Raw genomic sequence first — 17,265 nt, 5'->3', positions numbered from 1 at the left:
GCATATACGCACAGTGCTTCATCAGGATTGTTCTGGCAATGAAGCCAACAGTGACGATTGCTCTGCCTGTATATAACGGTGGAGCCACGTTGAAGCTCGCTGTTCACTCCATTTTGCAGCAGAGCTTCACAGACTGGGAGTTGATCATTCTTAATGATGCATCAACAGACAATAGCCTGGAGGTAATGCGCTCCTTTGATGATTCGCGCATCCGTCTGGTGGAAGGGGAAAGCAACCTGGGTTTGTCTGCACGCCTGAATATGGCTGCTGATTTGGCCAGAGGTGATTATTTTGCCCGTATGGATCAGGATGATGTCAGTTATCCGCATCGTATTGAGAAACAACTGGAGTATTTGAAACATCATCCCAGGATAGATTTACTGGCAACTGCCACAACAGTGTTTCGAGGTGCAGGCGAAGCTCTGGGATGTCTGCCTGTGCAAAACGCACATGATAAAATTTGTGCTCGCCCCTGGAATGGCTTTCATATGCCGCACCCGACATGGATGGGCAGAACTGACTGGTTTCGTCAGCACAGGTATGACTCATCAGCAGATGGTGCGGAAGACCAGCAGCTTCTCCTGCGTTCGTATCGGGATAGCCATTATGCATGTCTTAGTGAGCCACTTCTGGCTTATCGGGAAGGTGTCAGGTCACTGAAAAAAATGTTTCGGGCACGCCACATATTTGCACGAGCCTACATGCGACAGTTTGCCGTTGAAGGTCGTTATGGTATGACGATTAAAGTGGCATGCTATGCATTGCTTAAGGTTGCCGCTGATATGCTGAATCTGGTCTTTGGGGTGGCCGGCATGCGAAACAGTTTGCGCCAAATGTCAGCAGCGGAAATGTCAGCATGGCAAACAATATGGCGTCGATTTGAAGTGATGGACGCTGGAAAAAATGATGCAAAGCCTTAACAAGATCTGCTTTGTGGTTGCAAGCGAAATGACTGTGAAAGCGTTTCTGAAACAGCATATTATTGCATTAAGTGAACATTATGATGTGACGCTTGTTGTGAACACTCAACAAGCAGATTTCGCCGGGCAGAATGACCTGTCGGTCAAAGTTATCCCCCTTGTTATCGAGCGAACCATTAATCCTGTGGCCGACTTACAGGCTCTTTTTCGATTAACTCACATATTCCGGCAACATCATTTTGATCTTGTGCATTCTGTTACACCAAAGGCAGGACTGCTTGCCATGTTGGCGGGGAAAATTGCCGGTGTGCATTTTCGACTGCACACCTTTACCGGCCAGGTATGGGCAACAAGAAATGGCTTTTTAAGATTGCTGCTGAAAAGCATGGATCGCTTGCTGGCTGCATCGGCGACACATCTGCTGACGGACAGCTTTACTCAACGACAGTTCCTGATCGATCAGAAGGTTACCGGCGCAGAAAAGCTGAGCGTGCTAGCCGACGGGTCTATCAGCGGAGTGGATGTCGACAGGTTTATGCCGAACAGTAGCGCCCGTTCCGATTTGCGAAAGCAGGTCGGTATCAGTGAAAGCGAAATACTTCTGCTGTTTCTGGGCAGGCTGAATCGTGACAAAGGTGTGCTCGATCTGGCTGCGGCATTTGCCAAAATCGCTGTGAAACTGCCCCGCTTGCATCTGTTGTTTGTCGGTCCTGATGAGGGGAACTTGCAGGATGCTGTGAAATCAACCAGCGCTGAATTTGTGCAACGTGTCCATTTTATTGATTATACCGACAAACCCGAATCCTGCTTTGCGGCGGCCGATATATTTTGTCTGCCAAGTTACAGGGAAGGCTTTGGCAGCGTTATTATTGAAGCAGCTGCGTGCGGTGTCCCCGCAATCGGTTCGAGAATATACGGGATCTCTGATGCGATCAGAGAAGGACAGACTGGCCTGCTGTTCGAAGCTGGCAATAGCGACCAGTTGGCGAAGGAGATAGAACAGTTGGCCACAAATTCAACGTTGCGCAGTCAGATGGGAAAAGCCGCTTTTGAACGTGCGCGTGATGATTTTTCAACAAAACGTCTGGTTCAGGCATGGCTGGATTACTATGATGGTTTGCAATGAAACGTTTGTTTGACCTTGTCGCCGCAATCAGCGGCCTGTGCCTGTTGTGGCCGATACTGTTGTTGCTGGCTCTGCTGGTGAGAATCAAGCTGGGCTCACCGGTGTTGTTCAGGCAGCAGAGACCGGGGTTGCATGGGGAACCGTTTTATATTTACAAGTTTCGCAGTATGACCGATGAAAGGGGGCCTGATGGTAAGCTATTACCGGATGCTGAACGCTTACCCCCGTTTGGTGTTTTTTTGCGGCGGTTCAGTCTGGATGAGTTGCCGCAGCTGCTTAATGTGATCAAGGGTGATATCAGTCTGGTTGGACCAAGAGCGTTATTAATGGAGTATCTGCCGTTGTATAACGCAGATCAGGCACGGCGCCATGATGTCCGACCGGGAATCACCGGTTGGGCGCAGGTGAACGGACGCAATGCTATCAGCTGGGAAGAAAAATTTGCTTACGATGTATGGTATGTGGATCACCACTCTTTTCTGCTTGATTTGAAGATCCTCTGGCAAACGCTGCTAAAGGTGGTGCGCTCAGAGGGCGTGGCTCAGTCCGGTCATGTGACGATGGAAAAATTCCGGGGGAACTCCAGATGAATCAGTTGCTCATTCTTGGTGCAGGCGGACATGGCAAGGTGATGGCTGAAGCAGCAGAGGCTCAAGGTGCGTGGCAACATATCGCGCTGCTTGATGACCGGTATGCATTGCTTGATGGTACGCTGCGTTGGCCTGTGCTGGCGAGCATTGAACGGGCTGGGCATTTTGTCTCTGAGTATTCACATGCTGCCGTAGCTGTGGGCGATAGCAAACGAAGACTTGAGTGGCTTGATATGCTGGCCGGTTTGGGCTTTTGCATTCCGACACTGATTCATCCGGCTGCCTGGGTTAGTCCTTCGGCATCGTTGGCCGAAGGCTGTGTCGTGATGGCCAATGCTACCGTGCAGGCGGATGCTCGCTTGGGGCGCGGCTCTATTGTGAACACAGGCGCAAGTGTCGATCATGATTGCAGCATAGGCGATGGTGTGCATATCTGCCCGGGGGCAAGCCTTGGCGGCGAAGTAATTATCGGCCACGGCAGTTGGCTCGGTATCGGTTGTTCGGTGATTCAGGGGGTGCGTATCGGCAGTCATGTGACTGTCGGGGCGGGCGCTGCAGTGATTAGTGACATTGGAGATGCTATGACGGTTGTCGGAGTGCCGGCCAGAGGCATATCCAGAGGGATGGAGTGACAATGAGTTTTCCTGTTTGGCCTGAATATGCCGAGGATGAGATTGCAGCTGTAGAAGCAGTGTTACGCTCAGGCAAGGTGAATTACTGGAGCGGTGATCAGGGAAGTTGTTTTGAGATGGAGTTTGCAGCCTTTACCGGCACTTCATACGCGATTGCGCTGGCCAATGGGACTCTGGCGCTGGAGGCGGCACTGTATGCGCTGGGTATCGGACCTGATGATGAAGTGATTGTGCCGGCCAGAACATTTATCGCGACAGCCAGTAGTGTGGTGATGCGTGGTGCTGTACCGGTGGTGGCCGATATTGATCTGCGTAGTGGAAACCTGACTGTAGACACTATAGATGCAGCTCGTACTGAAAATACAAAGGCAATCATTGTCGTGCATCTTGGCGGCTGGCCATGTGATATGCCCCGGATTATGGCCTATGCGGAACTGCACGGGCTGAAGGTGATTGAGGATTGTGCCCAGGCACATGGTGCTGAAATCGATGGAAGAAAAGTTGGCTCATTCGGCCATGCTTCAGCATTTTCATTCTGTCAGGACAAAATTATCACCACTGGCGGCGAAGGCGGTATGCTGGTGACGGATGATCAGGATGTCTGGCGTAAAGTGTGGTCATTGAAAGATCATGGGCGCGATTATGACGAGGTGTTTCACAGTCAGCATGGCCCCGGCCACCGCTGGTTGTGTACTACATTCGGGAGTAACTGGCGGCTGACTGAAATGCAGTCGGCTATTGGCCGTATTCAGTTGAAGAAGTTGCCCTCATGGCTGGCCTCGCGCCGCCGCTCTGCGCAGACTCTTGCTGAAGGGCTGTCAGACCTTGTCGGACTGAATGTTTGGTTGCCTGATGAAGGCATTCTGCATGCCTGGTACAGGTTTTATGCATGCATTGATTCAGAGCTGCTGCAGGAAGGCTGGAATCAGGATCGTATCATCGAAGCGATTGCTGCTGAAGGCGTGCCCTGTTTTCATGGCAGTTGCAGTGAGATTTACCGTGAGAAAGCATTTGATCAGCTCAAACAGGATCGTTACCCGCTCCCAAACGCACAGCTCACCAGCAGAACCAGCATGGCCTTATTATTGCATCCGACATTGCGAGATGAACATATTGAAAAAACAATTGCAGTAGTAAGGGATGTATTTGAACGTGCAGTGGGCTGAGACTTTTCCTGTATGGCAGGGTACAAAATCAGTGGTGCTGATTCTGTTGTGTCTGGCTATGGTCTGCTTTCCATTTTCTGTCGCGGTCACTAATATATTTCTTGGTTTGACGCTGGCAACGGGCATACTTAGTGGTCTATGGTGGAGTGGTGTCAGGGACCTTTGGCATAATTACCGCTTATTGTTTATCGCCATGATGCTTTATCTGGCTCTTGTTCCTTTAGGCCTGTTATGGAGTTCTGACCTGGAATGGGGGCAGCGGATTTTGGCCAGACATTGGTTCTGGATGTTGCTGCCTGTTGTTACTATGGCGTTATCGTCTGAGCGTAACAGAAATATATTCCTTGTTACGACAAGCTTTGGTCTGACTGTCAACTTGGCGTTTTGTGTGCTACAAGCAAATGGCCTGATTGAAAGCCCGGCAGTTGCCGGTTCAGCAGTGGGTAATGCGACAGGACATATCGGGCATACCAGTTTTGGATTTATCTATGGTGTCTGGGCGGCCTGGCTGCTGCACATGGGGTTAATTTGTCGAAATAACACTCGCTGGTTGCTGTGGGGGTTGGCTTCATGGGCGGTAGTGATGGTCTTTCTGGCACAGGGGAAAAGTGGTTATATTGTTACGCTGGTGGCTTTTTTGCTTGTTGCTGTAAAGTGGTTGCAGGAGGTAGGAGGCAGAAGGATGTTTGTTTCATTTGCATTCGTGCTGTTGGTGCTGTCCATGTTTGCTGCTTTGGGGCCTGGCAAGGAGCGTGTGCTGGGAACATGGGAAGCACTGACTGGCACCGCACAGGGTAAGTTGAACTCAGATCAAATGGTCGCTGTTTCTTCTGCCACTGCCCGCCTGGAGTGGTGGAAAATGAGTTACAATATCTGGCTTGAACAGCCGCTTCTGGGGGTTGGTACAGGTGGCTTTCCTAAGGCTTCAGCAAACTGGCAGGCGGGCCATATGACAGGTATGGAGTTCGCCGTGCCGCTTGTGCACCCCCATAATCAATATTTGCTTTCCATGGTTCGCTGGGGTGTGGTTGGCCTGCTGGCACTGCTGGCGCTACTCTGTTTCTGGATTCGGACCGGTACCGCCTCCCCGTGGCGGGACAGAGTGGCTCTGCCTCTGGTTACACTGACTGGCGTCGCTCTGCTTGTCGATGGCTTGTCAACAGCAAGCCTGGAGGAACATTTTTCCACTATTTTTGCCCTTATTTTATTGGCAACAGGTTTGTCTGAACCCCTCTCGCAGGACGTCTGATTAGTCGTCTGGCCAGTCCAGAATGCATGATAATACGTGTGTTCAGAAATAATAACTTTGATATGCTATTATAAAGTTCACTGTTGTTTGGAACAGGAGTGTCTTGATGACAGAAATTTATATTTCTGGAGGATATCATGAAAATAAGAAAGATAATGGCATCAATCTGCCTGGCAATCATGATGGGGACTTCCGCAGTATTTGCTGGTGATAGTCATGTCGATGTCAACACAGCCACCGTTGAACAACTGCAAACTGTCAACGGCATAGGAAAGAAGACTGCCGCGGAGATTGTAGCGTACAGGGAGGCTCATGGGCCTTTCAAATCTGTGGATGCATTGGTTCATGTCAAAGGTATTGGCGAGAAAAAGCTAGAGCAGATCAGGGGTTCGGTAGAGGTTGGTGGTGACGCTAATTCAGCGAATTGAATGTCTCTGATTCCCGAGGCGCGGCACATCATGAATAGAGATTGCCGCGCCTTCATTTTTATGAAGCATGGCTTCCCATGAAGATGCTCGTATCTCTGAGGAATCGTTGGTTGGTGATCGCACACGATATGGCGTGGATTCCGCTGGCCATATGGATGGCCTTCTGGTTGCGTTTCAACATGGATGTGGTCCCGTCGGTCTATCTGGAACCGTTGCACCTGCTGATTGCTGTTTCTGTCCCATTGCAGTTCGTTGTATTTTGGTATTTTGGTCTTTACCGGGGCATCTGGCGCTTTGCCTCGATTCCTGATCTGCTGCGTATTATTCAAGCTGTCGCAGTCGGATCACTGTTGAGTTTCACTGTCATGTTTGTGCTGCAACGTCTGGAAGGAATCCCTCGCTCGGTGCTGATTTTATATCCTGTGATTCTGGCTATGGGGCTGGCTTCCCCACGCCTGTTTTATCGTTGGGTGAAAGATCGACACATCGATCTGAAAGCTGCTTCCGGCAAGCGCGCCCTGGTGATTGGTGCAGGGCAGGCCGGTGAGTTGCTGGTGCGTGACCTGCTGAAATCAGGGCCCTATTCGACGGTCGGCTTTCTGGATGATGCAGACCGTAGACAGGGGCAGGAAATTCACGGCGTTCGCGTGATCGGCAGCCTTGCTGACCTGGAAAAGACGGTGGCCCGCCATTGTGTGGAGGTGGTGCTACTGGCAGTTCCCTCGGCATCGCACCAGACCATACAATCGATTGTGCAACGTTGTCAGCAGATGCAGGTGGCGTGCCGGATACTGCCTTCGGTGGCCGAACTGGCTGACGGGCGGGTTGAGGTATCACGCCTCAGGTCGGTGCAGATCGAGGATCTGCTCGGGCGTGATACGGTGGAACTCGATTATGCAGGTATTCATCAGTTGATTGCAGGAGAGACGGTGCTGGTTACCGGCGCTGGTGGATCAATCGGATCCGAATTGTGTCGGCAAATCCTTCACCAGAAACCATCCCGTTTGCTGCTGCTCGACCATGGCGAATTCAATCTCTATACGATTGATCAGCAGCTCAGATCGACGGGCGAGGAGCAGGGTGTGGCGGTATCCGCTATTCTCGGCGACATCCGTGATCAAACGCGTATGCGCTGGGTTTTCGAGAGTTTTCGCCCGGATATCGTGTTCAATGCCGCAGCCTATAAGCATGTACCGCTGGTTGAGGAGAATCCGGTTGAGGGCATCAAAACCAATGTGTTGGGTACTTGTCAGCTGGCTGATCTGGCGGTGGCGTACGGGGTGAAAAAATTTGTGCAGATATCTACCGACAAGGCGGTCAATCCGACCAATGTGATGGGCGCATCGAAACGCACGGCGGAAATTTACTGCCAGAACCTCAATCGCAGAGAAGATCCCACCGCCTTTATCACCACCCGATTCGGTAATGTGTTGGGCTCTGCCGGTTCTGTCGTACCGTTGTTTCGCAAACAGATAGAGGCGGGTGGGCCGATCACAGTGACCCATCCGGATATTACCCGCTATTTCATGACAATACCGGAAGCCGTTAGCTTGATTCTGCAGGCGGGCAGCATGGGCAAGGGTGGTGAGATCTTCGTGCTCGATATGGGCGAGCCGGTGAAGATTGTGGATCTGGCCGAACAGATGATTCGCCTGACCGGACTGGAGCCCGGGCGCGATATAGAGATTAGTTTCACAGGCTTAAGGCCGGGTGAAAAGTTGTATGAGGAGCTGTTTCATGGCTCTGAACCGCTGACAACGACGATGCACCCGAAGATTATGCTCTCGGGCAGTCGTGAAGTGGATTGGCAGGCGATGCAGCAGGGGCTGCATGCCTTGCGTGATGCCTGTGAGATGCGTGATGTCAGTCTGCTGCACCGTCAGCTCAGGCAGTTGGTACCGGAGTTTGTATCCGGCGTGATTCAGGATGGCGACAACTGAAGCGGCAGGCACCCGTGCTATGCATTGAGGTTGCTGTTTTTTCACCCCTGCCGGGCTGCTTTAGCTACAGCTGGCCGCCCGAGTTTGGTGAACCGGCTGTCGGGATACGTGTACAGGTGCCATTCGGCAAGGGGACGCGAATCGGTGTAGTGCTGCGACTCTCTGATACCTTGCCTGATAGCGTTGAGCTTAAGCCTGTGGCGGATCGACTGGACGTATCGCCACTGTATGATGCTTCTCGGATACAATGGGTGGAGCGGGTACGGCGCTATTATCTGGCCAGTTCCGGCGATGCGTGGCAGACGGCGCTGGCATGGGCGGCCCATGACCAGGTGCGCGCCTTTCGTTGTCCGGATGTTGCGGTGCTGGCCAAGGCAGCTCCTGCTCTGGCCGCTGTATTCACCAGCAGGAGAGCGCTATCACTGAAAACCATTGCAGCCAGGATTGAGCCTTGTGCACTGCGCCATTGCCTTAATACGGCTTGTCAGGCCGGTTTGCTGGAAGAGGTGCTTCATGAGCCACTGTTGCAGCAGAATGAAAGTATACCGGCAGCTCTTACCCTGACGGACGCCCAAGCCTCGGCAGTTCAGATGCTGGTTGATGCCCGTGGTTTTCAACCCTTTCTGCTCTTCGGGCGCACCGGCTCCGGTAAAACCGAGGTCTATCTGCGGGCTGCAAGCGAGTCGATCCGGCGCGGTGGCCGGGTGTTGGTGCTGGTGCCGGAGATCGGCCTGACGCCGATGTGGATAGCACGCCTGCAGTCGCGTTTTGCGCGTGTGGCTGTATGGCATTCGGCACTTACCGAACGGGATCGTCTGGCGGTGCGTCAGCATCTGGCACAGACGGATATTCTGATCGGTACACGCTCTGCCCTGTTCCTGCCGTTGCCGGATCTGGCAATGATTGTTGTTGATGAGGAACATGACGGCAGTTTCAAACAGCAGGATGGCATGGCCTATTCAGCCCGTGATATGGCTGTGCTGCTGGCACAGCAACTGGATATTCCGATTGTACTCGGATCGGCCACGCCGAGCCTGGAGAGCTGGCGGCAGGCTCTGGCAGGGCTTTATCAGCGTATAGACCTGCCATCCCGGATTGCCGATCACACGCAGCAGATCAAGCCGGAGATTATCGATATGCGTGCTGTCGACGGGCCTGTATCACCGGCCCTGCTCGCGGCTATGCAGCAGACGCTGGCCGCCGGCGATCAGACGATTCTCTTCCTTAACCGGCGCGGTTATTCGCCGTCGCTGCAATGTACGGCCTGTGGTGATGTGCCCCAGTGTCCGGCCTGCTCCCTGAGTCTGACACTGCATCGGCGGGCCGGTCAGTTACGCTGTCACAGTTGCGGGTTCATCAGACGCGCTCCACGTTCATGCGAGTGTTGTGGTGAAGCGGCTCTCATGCCGATGGGTGAGGGGACGGAAAGGATTGAAGAGTGGCTGCAGCAGCATATACCCGACTTACGCTTTTCGCGCTTCGATCGGGATGTTGTAACCAGTCATGCCCGCCTGAGCGAGATTCTGGCCGCATTCGAACGCCGTGAGCTTGATTGTCTGCTTGGTACTCAGATGCTGGTCAAGGGGCATGACTTTCCGCATGTCACACTGGTCGGTGTGGTGAATGCAGACCAGGGCATGAATATGCCGGACTTCCGGGCAGGGGAGCGCTGGTGGCAGCAGATGACGCAGGTGACCGGCCGCGCAGGCCGGGGTGAAAAAGCTGGCAGGATGCTGATCCAGACGCGTATGCCGGATGCGGCATGGTTGCAGCGTATTGCAGAGGCGCAAGCCGAAGCGACAATGACGGCTGAACTTGAGTTACGTGAAATGTTGCAATACCCGCCGTTTGCACGCTGGGTCAGGGTGGTGTTTTCCGCTATGCGGGCGGAGCGGGCGGATCAGGCTGCCGCAGCCTTTGCCGAGAGTTGCCGGGCTATTTCGGAGTTGATGGTGAGCGGGCCCATGCCTTGTGCGATGGAGCGGCTGGCCGGCCGTTTTCGTTTTGAAGTGCTGCTGCGTGACACTACGCGTCAGCTACTGCCGTGGAAGTTATTACCGGTGTTGGATTCGCTGAAGGTTCCATCCGGTGTACGTCGCCGTGTGGATGTCGATCCGCAGGATATGATGTAGGCACTTCGTGTGCCTACACCCGCAGGGCGCACTAAAGTGCGTCCAATCTGGCTATCCTGCTGATTTGTGATGTAGAGCACCTTCGTAGGGAGGCAACACCCGTAGGGCGTCCACCATTGTGCAGGAGAGCACAATGGCACGATTTATCGCCCTGCAAGAGGGGAGTGCACGGATGCACTCCATGAAATAAGGTGTCCTGTAGATTTGTACCCAGGGCATCCTGCCCTTCGCCCTTCGGGCCGCCGCAAAAGCGGCGTTCAATTTGGCGATCGTGCCAAATTGTGATGTAATTTGATCTACCTTTCAGATGAGCAAGACAGCGTCAGGTAAGAAGAGGGCGATAGGTCGCTGCAATTATTTACCCATCAGACGGGAGAAGAAGCCGCGCTTTGGCGCTGCTTTGGCGCAGGCCAGGATGATGGAGATGTTATCCGGGCCGCCGGCCTCATTGGCCAGTTGGATCAGTTGTGCCGCTAAATTCTCCAGATGATTACGGTGCCGGGTCATTGTCTGCTGAATCTGGTCATCGGCAACGACATCGGTCAGGCCGTCCGAGCACAAAAGGTACAGATCACCGGGGAGTACTGTATCTTCGACAATATCCGGATCTACGCCCTGTTCGATGCCCAGTGCCCGTGTCACCAGATTTTTGATTGAGGAGTTTCGCGCATCTGCAGCGGTGACCAGACCACGGCGGACCTGTTCGTGGATCAGGGAGTGATCTTCAGTGACATGGCTCAGGATGTTGTCACGCAGGCGATACATGCGTGAATCCCCGACATGTGCTGCGGTAACACGGTCGGCATAAAAAACTGCAGCCAGCACGGTGGTGCCCATGCCGGCGCACTCTGTTTTTGTACGGGCAGCCTGATAGATCGCATCATTGGAGTGACGAATAGCGTTGCGAAGCAGGATCGACTCGCCCGTAAAGCCGGTTGCGCTGTCGATGGCGGCTGTTGGCATCGACAGTAGGTTTTGTTTCAGCTCTTCGGTGATGATGTCGATAGCCATGGCGCTGGCCACTTCACCAGCATTGTAGCCGCCCATGCCATCTGCCAGCACGGCAATGCCGTGTGAAGGCGTTATTTTAACGCAGTCTTCATTGTGTTTCCTTCGCCTGCCGACATCCGTGGCAGCATACATTTCCATTGATGTCATGGTTGACCTCCTGGTCTGTTCATATCTCGCAGGCAGCGACTTATTTCTTCCAGCACATCACTGGCAGAGTTGAACCGTTGTTGTGATTTCTTTGCCAATAAATGATCAATCAGAGCGGCAACACAGTCAGGTATATCCGGATTATGTTCCTGCACAGGGACATGTGGCTCTTTGGCAATCTTTAGCATGAGTTTGGAAATCGATTCCGCCCGAAACGGACGTACCCCGGATGTCAGCTCATAGAGCATGACACCAAGTGAAAACAGATCGGAGCGGCCATCGAGCTCCTTGCCGGAGAGTTGTTCCGGAGACATATAGGACGGTGTGCCGAGTACAACCCCCGCCTTGGTCTTGGTTGATTCTGCAATATGGGCGATGCCGAAATCCGTTACTTTTACCGTTTTGTTTTTCAGAATCATGATGTTGGCCGGTTTTATGTCGCGGTGAATGACACCGTGGTTATGAGCATATTGCAGTGCTTCGGCCACCTTGCCTATGATCTTTAGCGTGGTTTGTATCGGCAGTAGTCTGTCTTTTTTGGTGTAGGGAATCAGATCAATGCCATCAAGAAACTCCATGGCAATATAGGCCAGGTCATGTTCATCGCCGGCATCAAATATCGTGACAATATTGGGGTGATTGAGCATGCCTGCAATTTCAGCCTCATGAAAGAAACGTGATTTAACCTCTTCCAGTTCGTCGGCCTCAAACTCTTCAGACAGAGCCATGGTTTTGATTGCAACCTGACGATTTATTTTTGGGTCACGCCCCAGAAACACGGTGCCCATCGCTCCTTTTCCCAGTTCGCTGAGAATTTCATAACGCCCCAATGTCGGCTTGTTCTCACCGGTAAGCAGCAGCGCGGAGAGACCGCTGTTTTTATCATCACTGCCGGACAGGGCGTCATTGGCATTCCCGGCGGAGATGATCCTGGTTTGGATGTCTTTGTAATCGGCTTGATATTCGCTGATGTATTCGTAAATGCTGACAGCTTTGCTGAACTGGCGTTTACGTTCAAATGAGAGTGCCAGTTCGTACATGTAGGATGCGATCTCCTCATTCATCGGACAGGCCATGAATTTCTCACATGCCTGATCCAGCATACCCTGATTTTGGAAGGAGAAAGCAAGCATCTTGTTGGTTTCATCCACGCTTGAGGCATTGCTTTTACGGGTGTGATGACGGGTTGAATAATAGTGTTTCAGTGCCAGCCCCGCATGACCGATGATCAGCAACAGGACTGCAGCCATGGCCTGAAACCACACTGCATAGCTGCTCAGCAGGAGCGTGTCGGCCCCGGTAATCAGGATCAGCAGCAATACAGATGCAGCCGCACTGATGAGGACCGGTATGCGTGGCAGAAGAAGAATCAGATACAGGCCGATCAGCAGCAACAGGCCTGTCTCGGCCATGCTTGCCCAGGACGGGCGACTGATCGACTCCTCTTTCAGAATGCTTTGTAGAGCATGTGCATTAAACTCAACTGTGCTCATGTGGGTGGAAAACGGCGTGGCGAAGCCGTTCCCCGAACCTTTACCCGTCATGCCGATCAGGACGATTTTATCGCTGAATGATTCAGCCGGCACTGCGCCGGAACGCACGGCTGCAAATGAGTAGGTCTGGAAGCCATGTTTATGAAAGGCAGGTAGCATTTGAATGCGATCATTGACCGGAATATTGATCGGTCCCAATTCAATGGAACGTCCGATATTGATGCGGATATCATTCATGGAAATGTGTAATGCCCCGGCAGCGAGGCTTAGCGACATGGATGGAAAGTAGTGGCCGGAATACAAGATCGCCAGTGGCTCTGAGCGTACGATGCCATCATCATCGGGATGTATGTTCAGGTGTCCGAGCCCGGCTGCAGAGCGTGTCAGTTTTGCGTAGGGGGCGCGCAGGTAGGTGCCGTTTATCGGATTACTGACGCCCTCGCTGTCATTGATATGGCCGATTGACGCGCGACGAACATAATCAGGAATGTCGGCGTTTAAACGGGTGTTGACAGTGCCGGTAAGAAAGTAAATTGGTAGCAGAGTGTTGCCGGATGCACGCACGGCATCGGGCAGCGTGAGTGGTGTAGTTTCGCCATCCCTGTCTTTGTCCGGCTGACCATAGAAGAGATCCAGCGCAATCAGACGGGCACCCGCAGCAGAGAGCCGGGCAATTGTTTCCGCAACGGCTTCTTGCGGATGATCGCCGATGGTGTCTAAGGATTTTTTGTCCAGATTGATAATGACAATATCATCATCGGCTTGTAGTGCGTTGATGCGGGCGCCCAGATCGTAGAAGCTGCGATCCAGATACTGTACAGGTTCCAGTGCAAAACTGTGAGCCAGCAGGAGCAGCAGGGTGAGGCAGACGCCGAAGAACCAGTCCGATTTCCAGAATGTACCACCCTCCACTTATACCTCCCCAGGATTTTCTATTTATCTATTATCTCTGATGTTACCAATAAGGATCTATGCAATAAATCGGTGCTTTCAATTAACAGCTTGTTATACCGGTCAGGCATAGTGGCAATTCTGCCTGCTCAGTGCAATAGTTCGGCGTGTATGGCCTCTGTTTGCTGTCATTTTAACAGGTCGTTGAACTGACTATTGACAGTATATGGGCTCATCCTTACGGTTCGCGCCACCTTATTCCCCGGTAGCTCAGTTGGTAGAGCAGGTGACTGTTAATCACCCTGTCGCTGGTTCGAGTCCGGCCCGGGGAGCCATTTTAAAAAGGCCTGCTATGCAGGCCTTTTTTATTTCTGCCTATCCGTGGATCTGGTTATTTCAGGTGATTGTAAGTCGCGCAGGATTGTTGCCCTGAGTGTGCCAGACTCCTAGCTTGCCGGCCTATGGCAAAAATACTGTTCCATTTCGGCGAGCTCTCTCTCAAGGGCAAAAATCGCCACACCTTCGAAGACCGTATGGCGCGCAATATCAGGCGCGTACTGGGCGACCAACTTAAGCCCAACGGTTTCTATCGGGAACACGGGCGCATGTTGGCCGATGTGCATGAGCTCTCTGATGAGCTGCTCAGACAGCTGACGCTGACGCCGGGTATCCGTAACCTGTCGCTGGTTCACGAGTGTGAGCTGGATCTGGAAGTCATGCAGCGCACGGCTGCTGAGGCGGTGTTTGCGGCCTACGGCGAAAACGTCGCGGGGCGTCCCTTCAGGGTTAGTTGTCGGCGTAGTAACAAGCGCTTCGCCCTGACCACGCCGGAGATGAATTTCGAGATAGGCGGCTACCTGAAGCGCCACCTGAATCTCAGCGTGAATCTGGATGCGCCGGAAATTGATGTGCGCGTTGAAGTCGGGGCCAATGCCGCCTATATCTATACCCGCAAGATTACCGGGATTGGCGGTCTGCCCATAGGTTCCTCCGGCCGTGGCGTGGTGCTCTTCTCCGGCGGTATCGATTCGCCTGTTGCCGCCTACAGCATGATGAAACGCGGTATGGAGGTGGTGCTGGTGCATCTCTATAACAGCACGATCAATCGCGATTTTGCCAAGATCAGGGATCTGGCGCGCCAGTTATCGCTGTATCAGGGACGTTTGACGCTGCATATGATTGATCTGGAAGAGTTTCAGCGTCATGCCATCGCCAAGGTCGATGCTGAATACCGGATGATCATCTATAAACGCCAGATGATTCGCTCTGCCGCTGCCATTGCTGCAGATGCAGGCGCGCAGGCCTTGGTAACAGGTGACTCCCTCGGTCAGGTGGCCAGTCAGACGCTGGCCAATATCCATGCCATTTATGATGCCTCGGATCTGCCGCTGCTGTCGCCGCTGATCGCATGGGATAAGGAAGAGATCATCGCGCTGGCAAAGCGCATCGGTACCTATGAAATCTCTATCGAAGAGTATTGCGATATCTGCTCATTTCTGATTGCCAAACATCCTGAAACGCATGGCAAGCGTGATATGGTGGCGGAGTTGGAAGCGGATCTGCCGCTCACCGGGCTGGAGCGCCATATGCAAACGGTGCGCTTTAATGGTGGCAAAGAGGTCGTGCGCAAAAGCGTCTAGTGCGCCGGCATTTTTCATGGTACGGTGAAATCCATTGTTAAGCGTTGATATTTATTTCGGGTCAGGCCCTGCGCGCCGGCTTTGACGATCACCGGTTTTCCTCAGCATGTAAGGAAATGACGGTAGTCAGCGGTCAATGCATCAACGGCCAGATTGCAGAACTGTTCGCCGGCAGCGATGCTGGCCAACTGCGGGCTGGAACCCATGCGTCCGTCCGGGAACTGGCGTCTGAAATCGGCTGCCGTATAAATATCCCCGGTCGGTGCGATGGCAGGATGGATCGGCATATCCTTGACCGCTTCGGGATGGGCATAATAACTCAATGACACTTCACTGACGGTGGCGTGATAACCCTCTGCATCGCCGTATAACTCCTTTGCCAGACGGGTGATGGCATCATTGCGCCACCAGTTTGCCAGTTTACAGCGCACTGGATGTGAAATGTCTCCCTGAAGGTCAGCATAAATTTCCGAAAAAGCGGTGGTGACAGGCGCGATATTGCCGCCGTGGCCGTTGACGAAGTAGAAGTGGGTGAAGCCGTGCCGGTGCAGGGATGTAACAACATCAATGACGACTTGAATCAGGGTGGTGGGGCGCAGCGTGACGGTGCCGGGAAAAGCCATATGATGCTGCGACATACCATAATTGATGGTCGGTGCGATGAGAATCTGCTCCTGCTCAGCGATGCCAGCGGCAATACGTGTCGGGCAGATGGCGTCGGTACCGATCAGGCCGTTCGGGCCATGTTGTTCGGTTGATCCGATCGGAATGATGATGCCGGTGGAGTGCTCCAGGTAACGCTCGACCTCCTGCCATGTGCTCAGTGCCAGTTGCATACTCTCTCTCCTGTCGTTTTGAGTGTGGTGTTAAGCGTATCGTTGCACAAACAGCCGGGCACCGCCATGCTCAGAAGGGGAGGATGTGTCTGGCCGCCGATAAAGCACGACATCTCCCCCTGTTTTGATATACGTTGTCTCTGAAGCCGGAATCCGTAAGGTAGCGTCATGATAAATAACGATATATTACGCCGAATCCGCTATGCCTTTGATTTTGACGATGTAAAAATGATGGCACTGTTTGCGCTGGCGGATTGCAATGTTACGCGAGCACAGATCAGTGACTGGTTGAAAAAAGATGATGACCCCGCATTTCAGCCATGCAGCGATGTCGAGCTGGCCACCTTCCTCAACGGGTTGATCAACGACAGGCGCGGTAAACGCGAGGGGGTGAAGCCGGTGGCTGAGCAGCGGCTCAATAATAATATCATCTTCAGAAAACTGCGTATTGCACTGAACCTGCAGGATGACGATATACTGACCATGATGAACCGTGTCGGCGTGCGTCTGAGTAAACACGAATTGAGCGCATTTTTCCGGAAGCCTGACCATCAACATTATCGCGATTGCGGGGATCAGATCCTGCGCAACTTTCTTGCCGGAATGCAGCTAAGTTATCGACCATAAGCCGTGGCCCGGGATGTAAACAAATTACATCCGGGGGTTGAAATCGATTTGACTGAGCCCCACAAGGGGCTTGAATCGGTTCCGACCGGTTCCTATATAACAGTTTCCAACAACATTACGAAAGGAGAAACATCGATGGCAACAACAGTTCGTCCCTTGCACGATCGCGTCATTGTCCGCCGTTTGGACGAAGAAGAGAAGTCTGCTGGTGGTATTATTATCCCGGATTCAGCTAAAGAAAAGCCGCTTGAAGGCGAGGTTATCTCTGCCGGTAAAGGCAAGATCCTGGAAAACGGCGATGTGCGCCCGCTGGACGTGAAAGCAGGCGATAAGGTGATTTTTTCCAAGTACGCCGGTACAGAAATCAAGCTTGATGGCGACGATTTCCTGATGATGCGTGAAGACGACATCCTGGGCGTAATCGAAGACTGATTCGT

15 protein-coding genes and 1 tRNA gene are annotated in these 17,265 nt (G+C 52.9%); 13 read left to right on the top strand and 3 right to left on the bottom strand.

Features of this window, described 5'->3' with window-relative positions; translation table 11 throughout:
* The first annotated feature begins 38 nt into the window (after positions 1-38).
* The 9 genes from SPV1_RS13630 to priA all read left to right on the top strand — a co-directional run bounded on the left by SPV1_RS13630 (position 39) and on the right by priA (position 10,183).
* Positions 39-920 carry a glycosyltransferase family 2 protein gene (locus SPV1_RS13630; RefSeq protein ID WP_009851817.1) on the top strand — a complete coding sequence of 294 codons (882 nt, stop codon included), beginning with the start codon at positions 39-41 and terminating at the stop codon, positions 918-920.
* The gene (locus tag SPV1_RS13625) at positions 904-2,046 is read left to right on the top strand and encodes a glycosyltransferase family 4 protein (RefSeq protein WP_009851816.1); all 1,143 of its coding nucleotides are present in this window, start codon (positions 904-906) and stop codon (positions 2,044-2,046) included. The genes SPV1_RS13630 and SPV1_RS13625 overlap by 17 nt, the downstream gene beginning before the upstream one ends.
* Positions 2,043-2,636 (top strand): sugar transferase, encoded by a 594-nt coding sequence (locus SPV1_RS13620; protein WP_009851815.1) that lies wholly within the window; start codon positions 2,043-2,045, stop codon positions 2,634-2,636. The genes SPV1_RS13625 and SPV1_RS13620 overlap by 4 nt, the downstream gene beginning before the upstream one ends.
* Positions 2,633-3,268: an acetyltransferase gene (locus SPV1_RS13615; RefSeq protein ID WP_009851814.1), complete on the top strand. Its 636-nt coding sequence runs from the start codon at positions 2,633-2,635 to the stop codon at positions 3,266-3,268. Before SPV1_RS13620 ends, SPV1_RS13615 begins: the two co-directional genes overlap by 4 nt.
* A gap of 2 nt (positions 3,269-3,270) precedes the next feature.
* A complete protein-coding gene (locus SPV1_RS13610) occupies positions 3,271-4,434 on the top strand; it encodes a DegT/DnrJ/EryC1/StrS family aminotransferase (protein ID WP_009851813.1) in 1,164 nt (387 codons plus the stop codon).
* A gap of 193 nt (positions 4,435-4,627) precedes the next feature.
* A complete protein-coding gene (locus SPV1_RS13605) occupies positions 4,628-5,683 on the top strand; it encodes an O-antigen ligase family protein (protein WP_009851812.1) in 1,056 nt (351 codons plus the stop codon).
* A 137-nt stretch (positions 5,684-5,820) separates the two neighbouring features.
* A complete protein-coding gene (locus SPV1_RS13600; RefSeq protein WP_009851811.1) occupies positions 5,821-6,111 on the top strand; it encodes a ComEA family DNA-binding protein in 291 nt (96 codons plus the stop codon).
* Between the two features lie 77 nt (positions 6,112-6,188).
* Positions 6,189-8,051 carry a polysaccharide biosynthesis protein gene (locus SPV1_RS13595; protein ID WP_009851810.1) on the top strand — a complete coding sequence of 621 codons (1,863 nt, stop codon included), beginning with the start codon at positions 6,189-6,191 and terminating at the stop codon, positions 8,049-8,051.
* A 14-nt stretch (positions 8,052-8,065) separates the two neighbouring features.
* Positions 8,066-10,183, top strand: coding sequence for a replication restart helicase PriA (priA, locus tag SPV1_RS13590; RefSeq protein ID WP_009851809.1), 2,118 nt, complete (start codon positions 8,066-8,068; stop codon positions 10,181-10,183).
* Positions 10,184-10,537: 354 nt separating this feature from the next.
* On the opposite strand, the gene SPV1_RS13585 is transcribed toward priA, so the two are convergent.
* Both SPV1_RS13585 and SPV1_RS13580 read right to left on the bottom strand, forming a co-directional pair.
* Positions 10,538-11,341: a Stp1/IreP family PP2C-type Ser/Thr phosphatase gene (locus SPV1_RS13585; protein ID WP_009851808.1), complete on the bottom strand. Its 804-nt coding sequence runs from the start codon at positions 11,339-11,341 to the stop codon at positions 10,538-10,540.
* Entirely contained in the window at positions 11,338-13,746 is a 2,409-nt protein-coding gene (locus SPV1_RS13580; protein WP_009851807.1) for a serine/threonine-protein kinase, read from the bottom strand. Before SPV1_RS13580 ends, SPV1_RS13585 begins: the two co-directional genes overlap by 4 nt.
* A gap of 238 nt (positions 13,747-13,984) precedes the next feature.
* On the opposite strand from SPV1_RS13580, the gene SPV1_RS13575 reads away from it, so the two are divergent.
* Positions 13,985-14,060 (top strand) — tRNA-Asn (locus tag SPV1_RS13575).
* Between the two features lie 126 nt (positions 14,061-14,186).
* On the top strand, positions 14,187-15,365 hold the full coding sequence (gene thiI, locus SPV1_RS13570; protein ID WP_009851806.1) for a tRNA uracil 4-sulfurtransferase ThiI: 1,179 nt from the start codon (positions 14,187-14,189) through the stop codon (positions 15,363-15,365).
* Positions 15,366-15,466: 101 nt separating this feature from the next.
* Here the strand turns inward: thiI and SPV1_RS13565 are convergent, their stop codons facing one another.
* On the bottom strand, positions 15,467-16,201 hold the full coding sequence (locus SPV1_RS13565) for a creatininase family protein (protein ID WP_009851805.1): 735 nt from the start codon (positions 16,199-16,201) through the stop codon (positions 15,467-15,469).
* 168 nt (positions 16,202-16,369) lie between these two features.
* On the opposite strand from SPV1_RS13565, the gene SPV1_RS13560 reads away from it, so the two are divergent.
* Both SPV1_RS13560 and groES read left to right on the top strand, forming a co-directional pair.
* Positions 16,370-16,828, top strand: a complete 459-nt coding sequence (locus SPV1_RS13560) for a YehS family protein (protein ID WP_009851804.1) — start codon at positions 16,370-16,372, stop codon at positions 16,826-16,828.
* 135 nt (positions 16,829-16,963) lie between these two features.
* Entirely contained in the window at positions 16,964-17,260 is a 297-nt protein-coding gene (groES, locus tag SPV1_RS13555) for a co-chaperone GroES (protein WP_040882031.1), read from the top strand.
* Positions 17,261-17,265 lie beyond the last annotated feature (5 nt).

The sequence above is a fragment of the Mariprofundus ferrooxydans PV-1 genome (genome assembly GCF_000153765.1).
Classification (GTDB): domain Bacteria; phylum Pseudomonadota; class Zetaproteobacteria; order Mariprofundales; family Mariprofundaceae; genus Mariprofundus; species Mariprofundus ferrooxydans.
This window is presented reverse-complemented; position numbering and strand designations above follow the sequence as displayed.